General features: G+C 71.9%; 13 protein-coding genes. 4 read left to right on the forward strand and 9 right to left on the reverse strand.

Annotated elements, in window-relative coordinates; all coding sequences use genetic code 11:
* Nucleotides 1-43 precede the first annotated feature (43 nt).
* The 6 genes from pabB to AC07DS_RS34335 are packed head-to-tail and all read right to left on the reverse strand — an operon-like array spanning nucleotide 44 to nucleotide 6,867.
* The gene (pabB, locus tag AC07DS_RS34310) at nucleotides 44-2,158 is read right to left on the reverse strand and encodes an aminodeoxychorismate synthase component I (RefSeq protein ID WP_479151713.1); all 2,115 of its coding nucleotides are present in this window, start codon (nucleotides 2,156-2,158) and stop codon (nucleotides 44-46) included.
* Complete coding sequence (locus tag AC07DS_RS34315) at nucleotides 2,158-2,913, reverse strand: thioesterase II family protein (protein ID WP_479151714.1); 756 nt, start codon at nucleotides 2,911-2,913, stop codon at nucleotides 2,158-2,160. The genes pabB and AC07DS_RS34315 overlap by 1 nt, the downstream gene beginning before the upstream one ends.
* Nucleotides 2,914-2,949: 36 nt before the next feature.
* Entirely contained in the window at nucleotides 2,950-3,144 is a 195-nt protein-coding gene (locus tag AC07DS_RS34320) for a ferredoxin (protein WP_479151716.1), read from the reverse strand.
* 20 nt (nucleotides 3,145-3,164) lie between these two features.
* Nucleotides 3,165-4,361, reverse strand: a complete 1,197-nt coding sequence (locus AC07DS_RS34325) for a cytochrome P450 (protein WP_479151717.1) — start codon at nucleotides 4,359-4,361, stop codon at nucleotides 3,165-3,167.
* 29 nt (nucleotides 4,362-4,390) lie between these two features.
* The gene (locus tag AC07DS_RS34330) at nucleotides 4,391-5,449 is read right to left on the reverse strand and encodes a DegT/DnrJ/EryC1/StrS family aminotransferase (RefSeq protein ID WP_479151719.1); all 1,059 of its coding nucleotides are present in this window, start codon (nucleotides 5,447-5,449) and stop codon (nucleotides 4,391-4,393) included.
* A gap of 32 nt (nucleotides 5,450-5,481) precedes the next feature.
* Nucleotides 5,482-6,867, reverse strand: a complete 1,386-nt coding sequence (locus AC07DS_RS34335) for a glycosyltransferase (RefSeq protein WP_479151721.1) — start codon at nucleotides 6,865-6,867, stop codon at nucleotides 5,482-5,484.
* A gap of 300 nt (nucleotides 6,868-7,167) precedes the next feature.
* On the opposite strand from AC07DS_RS34335, the gene AC07DS_RS34340 reads away from it, so the two are divergent.
* The 4 genes from AC07DS_RS34340 (at nucleotide 7,168) to AC07DS_RS34355 (ending at nucleotide 16,811) form a co-directional block, all read left to right on the forward strand.
* Nucleotides 7,168-10,062 carry a helix-turn-helix transcriptional regulator gene (locus tag AC07DS_RS34340; RefSeq protein ID WP_479151722.1) on the forward strand — a complete coding sequence of 965 codons (2,895 nt, stop codon included), beginning with the start codon at nucleotides 7,168-7,170 and terminating at the stop codon, nucleotides 10,060-10,062.
* Nucleotides 10,063-10,123: 61 nt separating this feature from the next.
* Complete coding sequence (locus AC07DS_RS34345; protein WP_479151724.1) at nucleotides 10,124-12,940, forward strand: LuxR C-terminal-related transcriptional regulator; 2,817 nt, start codon at nucleotides 10,124-10,126, stop codon at nucleotides 12,938-12,940.
* The gene (locus tag AC07DS_RS34350; protein WP_479151726.1) at nucleotides 12,934-15,750 is read left to right on the forward strand and encodes an ATP-binding protein; all 2,817 of its coding nucleotides are present in this window, start codon (nucleotides 12,934-12,936) and stop codon (nucleotides 15,748-15,750) included. Before AC07DS_RS34345 ends, AC07DS_RS34350 begins: the two co-directional genes overlap by 7 nt.
* Before the next feature lie 350 nt (nucleotides 15,751-16,100).
* Nucleotides 16,101-16,811, forward strand: a complete 711-nt coding sequence (locus AC07DS_RS34355; RefSeq protein WP_479151727.1) for a helix-turn-helix transcriptional regulator — start codon at nucleotides 16,101-16,103, stop codon at nucleotides 16,809-16,811.
* Nucleotides 16,812-16,975: 164 nt separating this feature from the next.
* Here the strand turns inward: AC07DS_RS34355 and AC07DS_RS34360 are convergent, their stop codons facing one another.
* From AC07DS_RS34360 to AC07DS_RS34370, 3 genes are all read right to left on the reverse strand, one after another.
* Nucleotides 16,976-17,467 (reverse strand): 4'-phosphopantetheinyl transferase family protein, encoded by a 492-nt coding sequence (locus AC07DS_RS34360; RefSeq protein ID WP_479151729.1) that lies wholly within the window; start codon nucleotides 17,465-17,467, stop codon nucleotides 16,976-16,978.
* Complete coding sequence (locus tag AC07DS_RS34365) at nucleotides 17,464-17,679, reverse strand: hypothetical protein (protein ID WP_479151731.1); 216 nt, start codon at nucleotides 17,677-17,679, stop codon at nucleotides 17,464-17,466. The genes AC07DS_RS34360 and AC07DS_RS34365 overlap by 4 nt, the downstream gene beginning before the upstream one ends.
* A gap of 103 nt (nucleotides 17,680-17,782) precedes the next feature.
* On the reverse strand, nucleotides 17,783-18,565 hold the full coding sequence (locus tag AC07DS_RS34370; RefSeq protein ID WP_479151733.1) for an aminotransferase class IV: 783 nt from the start codon (nucleotides 18,563-18,565) through the stop codon (nucleotides 17,783-17,785).
* Between the last annotated feature and the right edge of the window lie 2 nt (nucleotides 18,566-18,567).

Genomic DNA, 18,567 nt, shown 5'->3' on the forward strand with positions numbered 1-18,567 from the left:
GAAAAGCCCTAGACGTGGTCCGAGGCCCCGGCCGGCCCGGTGCTCACGCCTCGGCGCCGACGCGCTGCCCGGGGATGTCGCAGGCGAGGAGCGACCGCAGCGGCGCCGCCTTGACCACCGTCTCGTCGAACTCCGCCCGAGGGTCCGACAGCGCGATGACGGCACCGCCGACGCCGTAGCGCAGGAGACCGCCGCTCATGACGACCGTGCGGATGACGATGGACAGGTCGGCCGCGCCGCCCAGCGAGAAGTAGCCGATGGCGCCCGAGTAGACGCCGCGCGGTCCGGCCTCCAGGCGGTCGATGATCTGCATGGTCCGGATCTTCGGCGCTCCGGTCATCGAGCCGCCGGGGAAGGCCGCCCGCACCCCGGCCACGGCACCGACGCCGTCCCGCAGGGTCGCCCGTACGGTGCTCACCAGTTGGTGGACGGTGGCGTAGGTCTCCACCTGGAAGACCGGATCGGCCACGACGCTGCCGACCTCGGCGCATCGTCCCAGGTCGTGCCGGACCAGATCGACGATCATCAGGTTCTCGGCGCGGTCCTTCTCACTGGTCGCCAGGTCGGCGATGTACAGGGTGTCCTCGGCGGGTGTGGCCCCGCGCGGCCTGGTGCCCTTGATGGGCTTGGACTCCATCGTGCCGTGCCGGTCGATCCGCAGGAACCGTTCCGGTGAGGTGCTCAGCACGGACACCTCGCCGAAGCCGAGGAACGCGGCGAACGGGGCGGGGCTGGCGCGCCGCAGGTGACGGTAGGCGTGCCAGGGATCGAGGGCGGTGTCCGCCTCGATCATGTTGGTGAGACACACCTCGTAGGTCTCACCGGCGCGTATCTCCTCCTGGCAGGCGTCGATGAGCTTCAGGTACGTGTCGCGGTCGTGGCGCAGCCGCAGTTCCCCGTCCTCGGCCGGCGGGGGCGGGGCACAGGGTGCGGGCTCCTGCCCGGCGAGGGACCGCAGTTGTGCCTTGGTCGCGGTCAGCCACGCCCGGGCCGCCTCCTCGTCCCCGTCCTCGGCGAGGGCGAGGAGATGTGTGGTGCCGGTGCGATGGTCCAGGACGAGGGCGTGGCCGGCGAAGACCAGGGTGGCGTCGGGATCGGGTGCACGGTGCGCACGGTCGCCGCCGCACTCGGCCTTCAGCTCGTAGCCGAGGTAGCCGACCCACCCGAGGGCGAAGTCGAAGGGGAGATCCGGTACTTCCGTGCTCAGTGAGGCGAGATCCCGCTCCAGCCACTCCAGGAACGGGGTGCCGAGGGTCCGGCTGTTCCCGCCGGAGGTGACGGTCACCGTGCCGTCGTGGACATCGGCGGTGGCGACCCGGGCGAGCGGGCCCGAGGCGTCGCCCAGGACGGACACCCGCCCGAGGACCCCGTCCGGCCTGCTGCTGTCCAGCCAGAAGGGGTGCGGGCCCTTGCGGAAGAGGTGGTCGAAGACCACTTCGGCGTCCCACCGGGTGGGTGTCCGGTCCGCGAGCACACGCAGCCGGCGCACCGAGCGGTGCGGCTGTTCCCCGGCCGGGGCGGGAGCGTACGGCCCGGTGCCGGCGGCCCGGGGACGGACCGTACGCCTCCGGGCCCGACCGTGCGACCGGGTGAGTTCGGCGAAGTTGGCGAGCAGCCGGTGACCGCCCTGCGTGCCGATGGACTCGGGGTGGAACTGCACTCCCCACAGGGGCAGTTCACGATGGCGTACGGCCATCACCAGGTCGTCGTCGGCGGACCGGGCGATCACCTCCAGGGCGGGGGAGACCTCGGTGGCGGCGAGCGAGTGGTAGCGGACGACCTGCAACGGGTCGGGAAGCCCTTCGAACAGGCCCGTGCCGTCGTGGCGTACCGGCGAGGACCGGCCGTGCCGGGGTTCGGGCGCGCGGCCGACCTTGGCGCCGTGCGCCAGGGCGATGCCCTGGTGGCCGAGGCACACGCCGAGCACGGGCAGCCGGGCCTCTTCGGCGATCCGGGCGCACAGGCCGAAGTCCGCCGGACGGTGCGGGGTACCGGGCCCGGGTGACAGGACGACGTTGTCGAACGCGTCGAGCCGTCCGTCGTGCCAGTCCGGGTCGTCGTTGCGGATGACCACGGGCTCCTGCCCGTTGACCTCCGCCAGGTAGTGGAAGAGGTTGTAGGTGAAGGAGTCGTAGTTGTCGACGAGGAGGGTGTGCATCAGAGCGTCCCGAGTTCACGGGCGATCTCGTCGCCCACCGCCGATGGGTGTTCGCCGAGGAAGAAGTGGCCGCCGGGGAACAGCTCGAGGCGGAAGTCGCCCCGGGTGTGCCGCTGCCAGGCCTCGGCCTCCGGCAGGGAGGTGCGGGGATCGGCGTCACCGGTGAGGACGGTGATCGGGCAGGCGATGGTGCGGTCCTGCGCGCAGGTGTACTTCTCGATGGCCGCGTAGTCGCCGCGGATGGCGGGGAGGGCCATCCGCAGGATCTCCTCGTCACCGAGCAGATTGGCGTCGGTCCCGTTGAGCAGCCTCAGTTCGGCGATGATGCCGTCGTCGTCGCGGCGGTGCACCGTCTCGGTGCGGACCGTCGAGGGAGCCCGGCGGCCGGAGGCGATGACGCTGCCCGGGATGTGCGAGCCCTTGTGCTCGAGGCGCAGCGTGGTCTCGAAGGCCAGTACGGCCCCCATGCTGTGGCCGAAGAACACCGTGGGCTTCTCGTCCAGGAGCAGCAGTTGTTCGGTGATGCGGTCGGCCAGCGTCTCGATGTCCTGGACGCAGGGCTCCTTACGGCGGTCCTGCCGGCCGGGGTACTGGAGCGCGACCACGTCGACGCCGGGGGAGAACCGGGCCGACACCGGGTGGTAGTAGCTGGCGGACCCGCCGGCGTGGGGGAAGCAGACCAGCCGGACGGGAGCGTCCTCGGCCGGATGGAAGCGGCGCAGCCAGAGGGCCGTGGAGGGGTCCGTGCGGTGCAAGGTGTCGGTCCTTTCGGGGCGAGGGGAGCGAGGGCTTCAGTCCTCGTAGACGGTGATGGTGTGTGCCGGGCACAGGTCGCCGGCCCGCAGGACGGCGTCGTGGTCCTGCGGCTCGGGCCGGGAGGTGAGAAGGGTGACCAGACCGTCGGTGTCCTGGTCGAACACCTCGGGAGCGGACAGCACGCACTGCCCCGCTCCGACGCAGCGGTCGATGTCCACGGTGATACGCATGGGCTCTCTTTTCCTGGGGGTCACCAGCGCACGGGCAGCGCGTGCAGACCGCACAGCACGCCGTCGTACTTCAGTGGCAGTTCCGCGACGGGCACCGCGAGTTCGAGCGACGGGATGCGCTCGAAGAGCCTGCGGTAGGCGATCTCCATCTCGGTCCGGACGAGGTTCTGGCCGAGGCACTGGTGCACGCCGTAGCCGAACGCGACGTGGTGGCGCTCGGTGCGTGCCGGGTCGAAGGCGTGCGGACAGCCGAACGCCTCGGGATCGTGGTTGGCCGCGGCGACCAGAGGGATGATGCCCTCGCCCGCCCTGATGAGCTGTCCGGCGATCTCGACGTCCTCCAGGGCGACGCGCAGGGACACCAGATCGGCCACCGAGTGGAAGCGCAGGGTCTCCTCGACCGCGCGCTCGTCGCCGATCCACTCCGGATTCAGCAGCAGGGTCACCACACCGAGGGCGATGTTGTTGGCGGTGGTCTCGTGTCCCGCGATGAGCAGCAGCATCAGTACGCCGGTCAGCTCCTGGGCGCTGATGCTGCCGGTCGCCAGCAGCCGGCTGACCAGGTCGTCGCCGGGCCAGTCCTGCTTGATGGCGATCAGCCGGTTGATGTACCGGAGCAATTCCTTGGCTGCCGTGTCCCGTTGCTGCTCGGTCGAGGTACGGATGGCCACCAGGGTGCGGGTGCGGGACTCGAAGAAGTCGCGGTCGACGGGCGGCACTCCGAGCAGCGAGGAGATCACCAGGGACGGTATCGGCAGCGCGAAGTCGGCCACCAGGTCTGCCGAGTTGCCCGCGGCGAGCAGGGCGTCGATGCGCTTGTCGACGGTCTGCTCGATCGCAGGCCGCATCGTACGCACCCGCCGTACGGTGAACTCGGGGATCAGCGCCTTGCGGAAGCGGTCGTGCTCCGGGGAGTCCAGCCCGACGAACCAGCCGGGAATCTGCTCCGGGCGGGGCACGCCGATCGTGTCGCTGATGTGGGGAAAGCCCTCATGGGAGGGGTTGGAGCTGATCTTCTTGTTGGTGAGGACGGCCCGGACCTCCTCGTGCCGCGTCACCAGCCACACCTTGTTCCCGTTGGGGAGGTGGGTCAGGACCAGTCCCGGGTGCCGGCGGTAGTCCTCGTACCGGGGCGGGGGGAACGGTTCGCCGGGCACCCGCAGCGGGAAGTCCACCACTCTCGGTTCGGTGCCGGTCTCGGCGTTCGTCATGCTCATCACTTCCTCCCGGCCGAAGCCGGGGACGGTCAGGCCGCGCCGTAGAAGGCGCGGATCTTCGCGGTCACGTACTCCTGGTCGGCGGCGGAAAGCCCGACGTACGTCGGCAGGTACAGGCCGTCCGTGCTGAACCGGGTGGCGTTGAGGTAGGGCCAGACGGGGTCGTGGTAACCGGGCTGCCTGCTCATGGGCTTGAAGAACAGCCGGGTCTCGATGCCCTCGGTCTTCAGGTACGCCCGCAGTTCCTCCCGGCGCTCGGCCCGGATGTCGTACATCCACACCACGTCGCGAGGCGGCATGAGTGTGATGCCTCGCACGTCCTTGAGGCCCTGGTCGTAGCGGCTCTCTATCTCGCGGCGCCTGGCGAGGATGTCGTCGATGCGCTCCACCTGGGCGAGCGCGACGGCCGCCTGCATGGCGGTCATGCGGAAGTTGTAGGCCAGCTTCCGGTGCAGGAAGCTGTGGTCCTTGGTGAACGCCATCGCCCGCAGATGGGCCAGTTGGTCGGCGAGCCGGCTGTCGTCGGTGAGACAGATACCGCCTTCACCCGACGTGATGATCTTGTTGGCGTACAGGGAGTAGCAGGCGATGTCACCGACCGGGCGGATCCCGTGCGCCTCGGCCGAGTCCTCCACCACGCGCAGGTTGTACTGGTGCGCGAGATCCATCACCGCGTCCATGTCGCAGCGCCTGCCGTAGACATGGACGGGCATCACGGCCTTCGTCCGGGGTGTGATCTTCTCCTCGATCTTGCCGACGTCGATGTTGAGATCGTCCGCGCAATCGACGAAGACCGGTGTCGCACCGGTGTAGGTGACCGCCCAGGCGGAGGCGATCATGGTGAATTCCGGAACGATGACCTCGTCACCGGGCCCGATGTCCAGGGCACGCAGTGCGAGGGTGAGTGCCGCCGTCCCCGAAGAGCAGGCCACGCCGTGCGAGATTCCATTGTAGTCGGCGAACGACCGCTCAAATCGTTTGACAAACGGGCCCTGGGAGGAAATCCACTCGTCCCGGACTGTTTCGGTGACATATTCGAGCTCCCGTCCGCCAAGCGTGGGCCGGGAAACGGGGTACTTGTACGACATCCGATCCTCGTTCTGTTCGGGTGCGGGGCTCGTCATGCCAGGGCGGGAAGTCCGAGCAGGAGATCGGCGGCAGCGGTCCGGCCGCCCGCCGCACGCTGCAACGCGCCGACGCGTTCGGCGCGTTCACGGAATGACGGGTTCCCGAGGACCCGGGTGAGCTTGTCGACGACATCGTCCGGATCCATGTCGCGAGGCCGGTCGAGGGTCAGGCTGATGCCGTGGTCCCGGCCGCGTGCGGCCTGGTCGTAGCAGTCCACCCACAAGGGGCGCACCACCAGCGGCTTGCCGAAGTAGATGCCCTCGTGGAAGCCGTTGCCGCCGCCGTGGGTGAAGAACACACGGACGTTCGGATGGGCGAGCACGTCGAGCTGGGAGGGCACCCAGCTCTCGACCCGCAGGTTGCCGGGGAGCGATTCCCGGGCCGGCAGCAGATGCTGCTGCTCCTGGGGGAGCTTCCACAGGAACTGGTGCCGGCCGTCCAGCCGCCGGGCGACCTCGACCAGGGCCGCGACCTGGTCCCGGGTCAGCCGGGTGATGGTGCCGAAGCCCATGTAGACGACGGAGGACTGGCCATCGAGCCAGTCCGCGAGCCCTCCGTCGTCGGCGGCCTGTCCGGATTCCGGCAGCGGTGGCAGCATCGCGCCGACCAGTTTCATCTTCTCCGGCACCGTGAACGGGTAGTCCAGTTCCGCGACCGAATTGCAGAGGATCATCTCGGCCCGGTCGATCCTGGTCATGGGGCTGGGCTTCGGAAGGCCGAGTTCCTTGCGCAGGCGTGCGTCCTCGGAAAGTACCTTGCCCATCGCCGGATTGAAGAACATCGCCAGTGTGCGCCATTTGAAGAGCTCGTTGCGCAGCTTTTGCGCCAAGGTCATGTCGAAAGGCAGGCCCGAGTGCGGCACCGGGAAATTGCGCGGAGTTCCGGAGGGGCCGAAGGGGTTCAGTGATGTCAGCACGTTGCTGGGCAGGAAGGGAACGCTGAGTACGAAGGGAATGTTCCGCTGGACCGCCAGGTCCACCGCGAATCCCGCGACACAGTCGATGACCATGAGCGCCGGCTGGACTTTGTCCACGACGGATTCCAGACGGCGGAACTTCTCCGCCTGCAGATCCGGACGGTACGACTGCCGGACGACGGCGCGGTGCGCCCGGAAGCGTGAGGTCTGGGTGACCTCCCGGTAGACCTCGTCGCTCCAGCTGACCGCGGACAGCTCGGAGAAGACTTCGCCCAGCGAGGCGAACTCGACCGCGCTGCCGTGTCCTTGCCGCTCGACGTCCGCGCGCCGCGGCTCGTCCGTGGCGAACCACAGGTCGGGCACACCCCGCCGGGACAACTCGCCCGCCAGCACGAGCAACGGGTTGAGCAGACCGCTTTCCGGGAGGCTCACGAACAGAATCGGCCGCTGCGGGGCGCTCATCGGACTCCTTGGGGCATGACCGGCTGGCTGGTTGGCTGCACACCCCCTGTGGTCTCACGGGCGCGGCCGGGATTTCCTTAGAGTCGCGCACCCAGGGGCGACTCCAGAGCAGGTACGGCCATCAACTGTTCAAAGCGCAACCATACTTGATGTTCAGGTGCTCTTGGCCGTGGCTTCTTAATGGCTCCCTTATAGTCGGCCACATCTCGATCAGGTAACCTGGCCTGGTTCAAACGGTTTTGGGGCTTACTGCAAGGAGCTTCGACGGGGGCCGGCATCTTTGCGTACAGCGGGGGGAACGTGGTTTTCAGCCAATCGGCGCCCGATTCAACCGGCCATGCGGCGTTCGGTCGCACGGGCGAGATCTCGACGCTCTCCGCCCGGGCGCGGGCCGCTTGCGCGGGGAGAGCCGGCATTGTGGTGGTGTCGGGGCCCACCGGAATGGGTAAAAGCAGTCTCCTGGAAGCGTTTTCCCTTGGTCCAGGCGTCAACGGAATGACCGTACTGCGCGGAAAATGCGCCGAGAATAAGCCGACCGCGCCGCCCTACTCCGGCGTGCGCGCACTGTACGGCCCGCTGGGGACGGCCGACGGGGGAGCGGCCGCCCATCCGCTGCTGCAGGGGATCGCACGGCACGCCATGACCGCACTCGGCCCGGTACCGCCGGACGGCGCTCCGTTCGTCGCCGGTTCAGCCTCCTACCGGGTGTTCCAAGCGCTGCACCGCCTGACCGTGGACCTGGTGACGCACCGTCCGCTCGCGCTCGTCCTGGACGACGCCCATCTGTGCGACGAACACTCGCTGCGCTGGATCGAGTTTCTGCTGCGCCGCGCCGACGGACTGCCACTGCTGGTGGTTCTCGCCCGCCGCGGCGAGGGCGAACCCGCGGACAACGGTGTCTGGCCGTACCTCACCGCCCATCCCGAGTGCACGAGCCTGGTCCTCGGGCCGCCGGCCGCGGACACGATCGGCGAGCTGGCCCGGCACGTCTACGGCGGCCCGGTCGACCCGTCCTTCGCCGAGCGGGTCGCGGAGGTCTGCGGCCGCGTCCCCGGCAGGGCCGCGCGGCTGCTGCACGCACTGCGCAGCGAAGGCACCCGCCCCGACGCCGACGGCGGACGTCGCGCCCTGGACCTCGGCACATCGATGATCGCCGCCTCCGTACGGGAGTTGCTCGAACGGAAGCCGGCCTGGATGCGTGCCGTGGCCACCGCGATCGCCGTACTCGACGGGGCCTTTCCGGAGCACGTCGCTGCGCTCGCCGGAGTCTCCGCCCCGCTCGCCCGGGAAGCCGTCGCCCTGCTGCGCGAGGCCGGAGCCCTGGCCCCCGGCCGCACGGAACCGGTCCACGACGCCGTACGGACGGCCGTTCTCGCGCCGCTCCCCGCCGAGGCCCTGACACACCTTCGCAAGCGGGCCGCACTGCTCCTCAGCGACGCGGGCCGCCCCGCGCGGGAGGCGGCCCGATATCTCATGGACGTGCCGGGAACCCCCGAACCGTGGATGTCCGGCATCCTGCGCGACGCCGCCACGGAGGCGGCGGACCGCGGTGCGCCCGTGGCGGCGGCGCGCTATCTGCACCAGGTGCTGGAGGCGGAGCCGGACGACGACGCGGTACGGCTGCGGCTCGGTGACCTGCTGGCCCGAACGGATCCCGGCGCGGCCGTCGCGGTGCTCCGTGACACCCTGGAGCGCGCGGCCGACGCACGCACCCGGGCCGGTGTCGCCGTTCCCTACGCCACGGCCTGCCTCGCCGCGCAACAGCCGGCAGCCGCCCGGCAGGAAGCCGCCGCCGCCCTGGGAGCGCTCAGTGCCCAGGGCGCCGCACCCGGCCCGGACGAACGCCGGCTGCGCACCGCGCTGGAGTCCGCCCTGCTCCTCACCGGCCCCGTCGGCAGGACGGCCGCGGCCGCCGTCCTGAAACAGCTCGCGAGCGCCCCCGGGCACCCGCGGACCGCACAGCCGCACCCCGACGCGCTCGGCGCGCTCGTGGCCGCCCTGTACGGCGGCACCCCGGAACCGGCCGTGCGCTACGCCCGCCAGGCCCTCAACTCTCCGTCCTGCGACGGATGGCCGCTGCTCGCCTCGGCCACCGCCCTCGCCCTCGCCGACGAGACCGACGAGGCGCTGTGCGCTCTGGACCCCGGACGACGCCCCGAGGAGGCCGCGACCGGCCGGCCCGGGCCCTTCGCGCAGACCGCTCGCGCCATCGTCCTGTACGGCACCGGGGCGCTGGACGACAGCGTTGTCGCCGCCCGGGCCGCCCTGGACGCGGCCGACGAGCCGGGGAGCAGCGGGCGCCTCGTACTGCCCCGGCTGATCCTTGCGGCCGCGCTCACCGCGCGCGGCGAGGCCGCGTACGCCGAGGACCTGCTCGCCGAGATGGCCTCTTCCGGACCGACGCCCCCGGTGCTGGAGCAGCACCTGTACCTGATGGCCCGCGCCCGTGCACGCCGGGCCCTCGGTGACGGCGAGGCGGCGCTCGGGCTGCTGCGCGCCGGCGGCCGTGCCCAGGAGGAGGCGGGCGTGGTCAACCCCGTCCTCGCACCCTGGTGGGCCGACGCCTGCCATGTCCTGGCCGCCCTGCGCCGCCCCGACGAGGCGCGCGAATACGCCGAGTTCGGCACCGAGGCGGCACGCCGGTGGGGCACTCCCCGCGCCCTCGGCATCGCCGCCCTCGCCCGCGGTGTCCTCGCCTCACCGGCGGCGCGGACCGACCTGCTCGCCGAGGCGGCCGCGTACCTCGGACGCTCGCCCGCCCGGGCCGACCACGCCCGGGCCGAGTACGAGCTGGGCCGGGCCCTGCTGCACCAGGGCGACGAGCGTGCGGCCCGCCGGCACCTGCGTGCGGCCGCCGACCTCGCCGGCTGCTGCGGTGCGCTGCCGCTCGCGCGCGCCGCGCGTCGCAGGCTGATAGCGGCCGGGGGACGCATGGGCGTGATCACCGGGTCACGCGCCGACCTGCTCACCGGGGCCGAGCGCAAGGTCGTCGGCCTGGTACTGCTGGGCGCGAGCAACCGCAGGATCGCACAGCAGCTGTGCGTCACGCTGCGCACCGTCGAAACCCACCTGACCAGCGTCTACCGAAAGCTGGGCGTGAAGGGGCGGGAACAGCTCGGCACGGTCCTGCGCACGCCCGGAACGCTCGCACCGCGCCTGGCCGAGGAACCCGGCCCGGCGGCCCGGGCCAGCTGAGCCGCGCGGCACCCGCGCCGCCCCCCTTCCGACTTCGACGACCTGAAGATCCGGTATCTCCATGTCCCTTTCGGCATTCCCCCGTCCCCTCCATGCCGACCACCCGCACACCTCCCCACCCGTGTCCGTCCCGCGCCGTCACGCACGCGAACAGGCCGTGCTGGCCTCGGTGCTCACCGGTCTGAGCGCGCGACGGTCCGCCGTCGTCACCGTGACCGGTGCCACGGGCTTCGGGCAGGACGCCCTGGCCCGCTGGTCCTCCCACAACGCCTCGGCGCGGGGACTGCGGGTGCTGAGCGCCCGGGCGACACCGGCCGAATCCGGGCTGCGGTACGGCGTGGTGGCCCAGCTCCTGGCCTCCCTGCCCGGCCTGCGCGCAGACCTCGCCGAGGGTTCCCCGCTCCCGACCGGCCACAACTGCCCGCCCGCACCGGCCGAGGTGCTGCACACCTGCCGGCAGCAGCCGACGTTGCTCGCCGTCGAGGACGCCCACTGGCTCGACGCCGAGTCACTCCGCTGGCTGCACCTCCTCGCCCGGCGTGCCTCCTCGGCCCCTGTGGTCCTGCTCGCCGCCGGCAGCGCCGCCACGGTCAGCGGGCCGGACTGGCGCGAGGTCGTCGTCTCCTCCCCGGGCCCCGTCGGCGTACGCGAACTCGCGCTGGGCCCGCTGACCGCGGCCCACGTCGCGGACGCGGTGCTGGATGCCTGCGGTGCGCCCGGCGCCGAAGAGTTCCTCGTAGCCGCCCACCGCGCCACCGCGGGGAACCCCGCCGTGCTCCACGACGCGCTGTGCCGGTTCGCCCGGCAGGGACACCCGCCGGCCGCGAAGCGGGTGCCGGAGCTCCGGGCGATCGGCGCGGCCGTCCTGGACGACCACGTCGACCGGGGACTGCGCGGCCTGCCCGAGGAGACCGTCAGCCTGCTGCACGCCCTGGCCGTCTGCGGCGAGGTACTGGAGTTCCCCCTGGTCTGCGTGCTGGCCGGCCTGCGGCACCTGGGCGAGGCCCGGCTGCGCGCCGCCGTGGCAGCCACCGGCTTCGTCGCCATGACTGCCACCGGACCGCGCCTGGACCGGCGGGTCCGCACCCGTCTCCTGGAGGGGATGAGCCATTCGGCGCGGGCGGACCTGCACGCCCGCGCCGCAGAACTCGCCCATCGCGCCGCCGTCGACGACCGGGCCGTGGCCCGACTGCTGCTCGGGGCCCGGCCCGTCGGGACCGCCTGGGCCGTGCACGCGCTGAAACGCGCCGGCCGCACCGCCGGGCGGGAGGGCGACCACACCCGCTCCACCGCCTGCCTGGCCCGGGCCTTGCGGGAAGCGACCGATCCGGCGGAGCGCGCGCAACTCACCTTCGACCTCGCCGCCACCGAACTCGTCACCCTCCCGGAGGCGGGCCGCCGACGGCTCGCCGAACTCGTCCGGTCCCGCGACACCGCCCCCGGCCTGCGCGTACGGGCGCTCGACCTGGCCCTCGCCGACGGCGGCTCGGACGTCCTTCGCCAGGCCGCCGCCGAGGCCCTGCCCACGACCCCCGGCCCGGAGCGGGACGACCTGATCGCCCTGTTCTGGGCGGCCGACCGGGCTGCACCCGAGCGCGCGGAACTGATGGTGCCCGAGGTGCCCGCCCTGCCCGACCACCCGGCCTCGCCCGCCCAGGCGGGGCAGCGCGCCTGGCAGCTCGCGGTGCGCGGGGTGAACCTTCCCGTCGCCAGGCAGCTCGCCCGTGCCGCCCTCGCCGCACCGGCGCGTCGAGCCCTGATCCTGCCCCGCCTCTCCGCCTGCAGAGCCCTCTGCCTCACCGAGGACTACGAGGAGGCGGAGGCCGGGCTCACCTCACTGCTCGCGGAGCTCCACCTGTACGACCTGGGCGTGGCGGTTCCCCACGTCCTCACGGCGCGCGCCGAGCTGCACCTGCGCTGCGGGCGTCTCGCCGCCGCCCAACGGGACGTCGCCGCTGCCGAGACGGCCGTGTCCCGGGTCGCCCGGCACCCGCTGTCGATGCCCCATCTCCGAGCCGTCCGGCTGCTCGTGGATCTGGAGAGCGGCCGGCACCGCGAGGCCGGCCCGCTCGCCCCGGAGCCGGAGCTGGAGACCCGACCCGCCCAGGACAGCGGATACTGGCCCCATCTGCTCTTCGCCCGGGGGCTCGTCCATGCCTCCGAAGGCGACCTACGGATGGCGGTCGGCCTGCTGAAGGAATGCGGCCGGCAACTGCTGAACCGCCACGAGCCCAACCCGGCGCTCATTCCCTGGCGTTCGTTCGCGGCCCGCCTCCTGCGCATGACCGGCGGACGGACCGAGGCGGAGCGGCTGAGCCGTGACGAGCTCAGGCTCGCCCGCGGCTGGGGGGCGGCCGGCGCCATCGGGTGGGCAGAACTCAACGCCGGGCCGGACGCCGGGCAGGACCGGCTGACCAGGGCCCGGCGCGCGGTCCACCTGCTCAGGAGCGGCCCGGCAAGCCCCGGCTACCTGAGGGCACTTGCCGAACTCGCCGCCGCCGAGAGGGCGAAGAACGGGAGCCGGATCACGGCCACCGCGGCCCTCGACGAGCTGTCGGTCCTCACCTCCACCCATCCGCACAGCCCCATGGCCGCCCGAACGCGGCTGCTGGCGCGACTGGCACAGCGGACGGATCCACAGCCACAGCCGGCCGATGCCCCCTCCCCGGCATGGGCCGACCTGTCGCCGCGTGAGGCACGTACCGCGTTGCTCGCCGCGCACGGCCACAGCAACAGCCACATCGCCGAGTTGCTGTCGGTCTCCAGGCGCACCGTCGAACTGCGGCTGAGCAGCGCCTACACCAAGCTTCGCATCAGCGGCCGGCAGGAACTGCGGGCGCTCGTCCGTGCGAGGGAAGGAGCGCGGAACGTATGTTGATCGAACGAGAAACCGAGACCGAGCGGGTCCGGGAGGCGCTGCGCGCCACTTCCGGCGGCCGATCCTCCCTCTTACTGACGGCGGGACCGCTCGGCATAGGACGCTCGGCCTGGCTGCGGGAACTCCCCACGTGCTTCCCGGAGCAGGACGTGTACGTGCTGCGTGCCCACGCGGCGCCCATGGAACAGGACTTCGCCTTCGGCGTCGTACGGCAGCTCTTCGACAGCCTGGCACCCGGCAGGCCGGAGCAGGCCCGCGAGAGCCTGCTGCGCCGGACACCCGCGGCGCGGCAGGCGCTCGGCTACGACACCGCCCTGCCCGCGGAGGCCGACGTGAGCGCTGCTCCCGACGCCGTCCTGCACGATCTCAGGGCCCTGGCGGAGCAGCTGGGCGCGGAGCGGCCCCTGCTGATCCTCGTCGACGATCTGCAGTGGGCGGACGACTGGTCGCTGCGCTGGCTGGCCTACCTGGCGAGACGGCTGCACGGCCTTCGGGCGGTCATCGTGTGTGCCCTGCGGGAGGGCGAGCCGAGGTCCCGCGATCCCCTCGTGCGCGAGGTCGTGGAGGCGGCGACAGGGACGTTGCGCCTCGCACCGCTGTCGCGGGCGGCCACCGCCGGGATCGTCCGGGAGCAGTTCGGGGTGCCGGGCGACGAGGAGTTCGTCCGCGCCTGCCACGAGACCTCGGGCGGCAACCCGGTGTTCCTGATGTCCGTCGTCCTCGCCATGGTGGCCGGGGGCCATCGCCCCACCGCCGATCAGGCGGACACCGCCAGGTCCCTGCGCCCCTCGAATCTCAGGGAACGCCTCACGGGCTGTCTGCGCACCCAGCCACAGCCGGTACGCGATCTCGTCGCGGGCATCGCCACACTGGGTGAGCAGGGCACGCCCGAACTCGTCACCCGGCTGGCCGGCCTCGACACCGTCGGATACGCGGCGGCGGTGCGCACATTGCGCCAACTGGGCCTCCTGGCCGAGGCGGACGAGCCCCGCTTCGTCCACCCGGTCGTGCAGGACGCGGCCGAGGCCTGCCTGATCCTCGCAGAGCGGCAGCACTGGCACGAGGCCGCGGCCGCCCTGCTCTACGACAGCGGGCACCCCGCGGAGCAGGTCGCCGCGCAGCTCATGGCGGTGGCCGCGTCCGGCGCCGGCTGGTCCGCCGCCGTGCTGCGGGCCGCCGCCGACAGCGCGCTGCACCGGGGCGCCCCCGACACGGCGGCCCGCTATCTCAGACGGGCCCTCCTGGACAGCGCGGAACAGGGCGAGGAACGCGCCGGGCTGCTGATCCACCTGGCCACCGCCGAGCGTCACTTCGACGTCGCCGCGTCCGAACGCCACATCGCCCAGGCCATGTCGCTCCTGGGCACCGCCCGCGACCGGGCGGCCGCGGCGTTGCGCGTCTCACCCGGCTTCCTCGGCAGGACCAGCGCCGGTGCCCTCGACATCCTGCGGCGCGCCGCCGACGATCTCGGCCCCCACTCCGAGCTGAGCGGAACACCTCGAGACCTGGCACTGCGCCTGGGGGCACGGCTGAGTCACAGCGGACGGGAAGACCCGTCCGAACTCGCCGTCGCCGTAAGGCTGCTGCGAGACGAACCACAGGCGCCGCCGGTGTGCTCGGCCGCCGAGCGCGAGTGGCTCGCCGTACTGCTCCACGCCGTCTCGCTCAGCGGCAGCCTGCCGGCGTCACAGGTGACACGGCAGGCCACCCGCATCCTGGAACGCGAACCGGCGAGGGCTTCCGAAGGCCACAGTGCGCTGCCCCTCGTGCTGTCGGCTCTCGTCGCCGCGAACGCGGTCGACGAAATCGACTCGTGGCTGGGCGCGGAGGAGACACCTGGTCTTCGCGGCGTCGGAACGGCCGACCCGCTGGTCGCGACGGGACACGCGTTGTCGTGTCTTGGGCGTGGACGACTCGCGCACGCCAGGGAGCAGGCCGAGCGTGTCTTCGGCCCTGCCGGGACCGGTCGGCAGGAGGTCGAAGCCATCGCCGGGGCGGTGCTGGCCACCGTCGCCCTGGAGACCCGGGACCACGCGCTCAGTGAGCGGGTGAGGGCCCGCACCCTGGCGAGCCGGCCACTCGGGCTCGGTACCACCACGATGCTGCGGCTCCTGGAAGCCTCGGCCGAGGAGCAGCGCGGCGAGACGGCCCGTGCCCTGGACACGGTGCTGGACTGTGGCCGGCGGTTGGAGGCTTCCGGCTGGCGCAATCCCGTCCTCTTCCCCTGGCGGCCCCGGGCGATCGGGCTGCTCGGCCGACTGGGTGACACCCGCTCGGCCCGGGCGCTCGCCGAGGAGGAGTACAAACAGGCGCTGCTGTGGGGTGCACCGGTCGCGCTCGGGCGCGCACAACGGCTGAGAGGCGCACTGCGCTGTGACAGCGAAGGCACCGCCCTGCTGCGCGACGCGGTGGAGACACTGCGGGGATCCGGCCATGAGCTGGAACTCGCCCGCGCCCTGCGCGCGTTGAGCATGTCCCTCGGGGAAGGGGCCGAGGCCAAGGCCCTGCTGGGAGAGGCGTCCGGGCTGGCCGCCGGATGCGGAGTGCCCTGGCGCACGGACCTGATCGAGGCGGCGGCTCCGGCGCGAGACGCCGCGACACGGCCGGACGTGGCGCTCACCCCCACCGAATCAAGGGTGGCGGCCCTGGCGAGCGGCGGTCTGACCAACCAGGAAATCGCCGTGGAGCTCGGCGTCGGTTCCCGCGTCGTGGAAAAACATCTGACCAATTCCTATCGTAAACTCGGTATTTCCGGCCGTCGGGAACTGGTCACCTTGATGAAAGGCGTCGGAGTGAATCCCCGGCAATGACTCTGCCGAGTCCGAACCTTCGGTCGCCCACGCATGGTGCGGTCGGTACCGACCCCTGCTTCGGTGGTGCGGTCGGTCCGGCCCGCGCGCGCCCCGTCAAGCGCCCAGTACGGGACTGACCTGGGGTGTAACGGAGACCGAACCGCACCGAACCACCGAAGTCCCAGAGGTGGACCGCACCGTACGGAAGTGCGGCCACGAACTTGCCGGTGCCGGTGCCGGACGGCGTTGACCAGTCTGATCCGACGTATTTAGGGTTGAATTCAGAATCTCCGACGAGCGCCACTCACCATGGGCGCACGGATCGCATCACGCCGCTCGGCGACGCATTTCCAGCCACCCCCCACGCCATGAAGGGAAGTAATTCCTTGGCAACCTCCGCTCCCATTCCGGCGGACCTCGCTCACTCCGGCACCCCCGATCTCCAGGTGGAGCCCGCCGGACCGGCACAGACACACCCCCTGTTCCACCAGCCGGGCCTCACGACGGCCTGCCTCGACCGGAACCTCGCCCTCCAGCAGGCGAACCACGATTTCTTCCACCGGTTCGGTGGCTCGGCCCCGCAACTCGTGGGCCAGTCCTTCGTCGACCTCGTGCACCCCAGCGTCCAGGAGCCCTTGCTGAGGCAGTTCGCCGGGCTCACCGACGGCCGGCGTGACCGGTTCGCCACGGAAGTCATCGCGGTGGGTCCGGACGGCACGCCGTTCCGGGTCTTCCTGACGGCGTTCGCCGTGCGCGGCGGAACGCCGGACATCTCGGCCATCTGGCTGATGATGACCGGGTTCGGCGACACCGCGGAGCCGACGATGGCCACACCCCGCAAGAAGATCCTCAGCGAGGTCGACGCCCGCATCCTCGAAGGCATAGCGGCCGGAGTCTCCACCGTTCCCCTGGCGGCGCGCCTGTACCTGAGCCGACAGGGCGTCGAGTACCACGTGACCTGTCTCTTCCGGAAGCTCCGCGTCCCCAACCGGGCCGCGCTCGTCTCGCGTGCCTACTCGATGGGCGTGCTCAAGGTGGGAACCTGGCCGCCCAAGGTGGCGCAGGACTTCGTCAAGTGAAGCCGGTGGACGCGGGCGAGCCCGGCTGACGGCCCGTTCGCGCACCGAGCCCGTCTCGGCCGACTGCTCGCCGTCTTTGGTGCGGCGACGGTCGGCCCGCCCGGCCACCGGGGGCGCGGGGTCACGGGGCAGCCGGCGCAGGGCCGACGGGTGCCCGGAGCGGATCAAGGGTCGCAGGGGGTTGTGAGAGCCGCCGGCACGAGCCCCTCGCCGACCAGCCATCTGCCGGAGAGCCGGCTGATCGGGCGACCCTGGTGCCGCAGAGGTGTGGGCACCAGGATCCGGGCGGGGAACGAACCCGCGAGCGGGTCCACGGAGATCCCCGCGTCCTCGAATCCGAGCCACCGGACCGTGGCCGGGTACCAGGACTTGTATGCAACGACCGCGGCCCGGTAACCGGCACAGTGGGTGATGCTTCCCACGACGCCGTCCGGCCACTGCGGCGCACCGTGCGGGCCACGCAGCACAGGGGCGGGCGGGACGCCGAGTTCCGACAGCGCGCGCCGTGCGCACCAGCGGCCCGTGGCGAACTCTCTGCGGCGGCTCGCCACGGCATGCCGGACCGCGAGAGCCTCGCGTGGGTGCGCACAGGCCTCCGGTCGGTCCCCGGCGGCTTCGGCGCTCATCACGCGCGCGGGGAGAATGCGCTCGATCACCCGTCGATGCGCGCCCAGGCGCGGATCAGCGCAGGCGCCCAGGCCGACCGGTCGGGTCGGGCGCCCGCGGGACGCTCCGGACCGGTGCCCCCGTCATGCCGGTACCCGTCCGTCCCGGGAGCCGGCCCGGGGCGCAATGCGGTGCCGAGCGAATGGAGCTCGCTCACCCAGGAGAGCAGACCACGAACGCCGAGGTCCCCTGCCGGAGTCATGATCCCGATGCCCCTTCCGTGACCGGAAGGCCCTGACGCCGTCAGGGCCGTGCTGGTCCTCCCGACCCTAGGGACGTCCGGTTAGTGAAAGTCGTAGGGACCGTCACAGATGTTCCGTCGGGAGAGCGGCGTAGGCTTCCCGCAGTGTTGCCGGCACGGCGTCGTCGTCCGGGAACGTCGTGTCGTCGACGCCGTGGATCGCGCGCACTCCGACGGCGGCGCTCGTGGCGAAGGCGGCCCGCATGGAGCGCAGTTCAGTGATCCGTACGGTGCGTGCGGTGCTCTCCGGATGGGCCGTTCGAAGCAGGCGCATGGTGACGCCCGGCAGGATCTCGGCGTCCGGCCAGACCACCTGTCCGGCCTCGTCCACGAAGCCGATGTTCCAGGTACAGCCTTCCGAGATGCGGCCGTCGGAGTCGGTGAACAGGACGTCGTCGAACCCGGCGAGCTGTGCCGCACGCCGCATCCTGAGCTGGCCGAAGAGCGCGACGTGCTTCACGGCGGCCGCGTCACGGTGGAAGGCGAGGGACTGGACCCTGAGCGGAGGCGGGGAGAGCTCACCGGCCGGGCGTGTGGTCACGAGAATGTGGGGGTCGGCCTTCCCGGCCGGGCGCGCCAGGTCCAGGGCCGGGTCGAAGACGGTGACGCGCACGATCAACGGGCCGGCCCGGCGGCCGACCTCCTGCCGCACGCAGGACAGGACCCGCTCGGGATCGAGACGTGCCCCGAAGACCGCGGCGCAGTCCTGCACGAGCCGGGCGAGGTGCAGCGAGAGTCCGCGGACTCCTCCGTCGTCCAGCCGCATGGTGGTGAAGTGCCCGTAGTTCGTCAGGGCGAGCGTCGTCATCTGCTCGACGGACACGGGCAGTCCGTTGACAGTAGCCATGA

The sequence above is a fragment of the Streptomyces sp. NPDC044064 genome (genome assembly GCF_056434245.1).

Coding starts and splice junctions, on each gene's coding strand:
- AC07DS_RS34355 (WP_479151727.1), top strand. CDS start 16,101: ATGAAGGGAAGTAATTCCTTGGCAACCTCCGCTCCCATTCCGGCGGAC.
- AC07DS_RS34335 (WP_479151721.1), bottom strand. CDS start 6,867: ATGAGCGCCCCGCAGCGGCCGATTCTGTTCGTGAGCCTCCCGGAAAGC.
- pabB (WP_479151713.1), bottom strand. CDS start 2,158: ATGCACACCCTCCTCGTCGACAACTACGACTCCTTCACCTACAACCTC.
- AC07DS_RS34350 (WP_479151726.1), top strand. CDS start 12,934: ATGTTGATCGAACGAGAAACCGAGACCGAGCGGGTCCGGGAGGCGCTG.
- AC07DS_RS34365 (WP_479151731.1), bottom strand. CDS start 17,679: ATGACTCCGGCAGGGGACCTCGGCGTTCGTGGTCTGCTCTCCTGGGTG.
- AC07DS_RS34320 (WP_479151716.1), bottom strand. CDS start 3,144: ATGCGTATCACCGTGGACATCGACCGCTGCGTCGGAGCGGGGCAGTGC.
- AC07DS_RS34330 (WP_479151719.1), bottom strand. CDS start 5,449: ATGTCGTACAAGTACCCCGTTTCCCGGCCCACGCTTGGCGGACGGGAG.
- AC07DS_RS34325 (WP_479151717.1), bottom strand. CDS start 4,361: ATGAGCATGACGAACGCCGAGACCGGCACCGAACCGAGAGTGGTGGAC.
- AC07DS_RS34345 (WP_479151724.1), top strand. CDS start 10,124: ATGTCCCTTTCGGCATTCCCCCGTCCCCTCCATGCCGACCACCCGCAC.
- AC07DS_RS34370 (WP_479151733.1), bottom strand. CDS start 18,565: ATGGCTACTGTCAACGGACTGCCCGTGTCCGTCGAGCAGATGACGACG.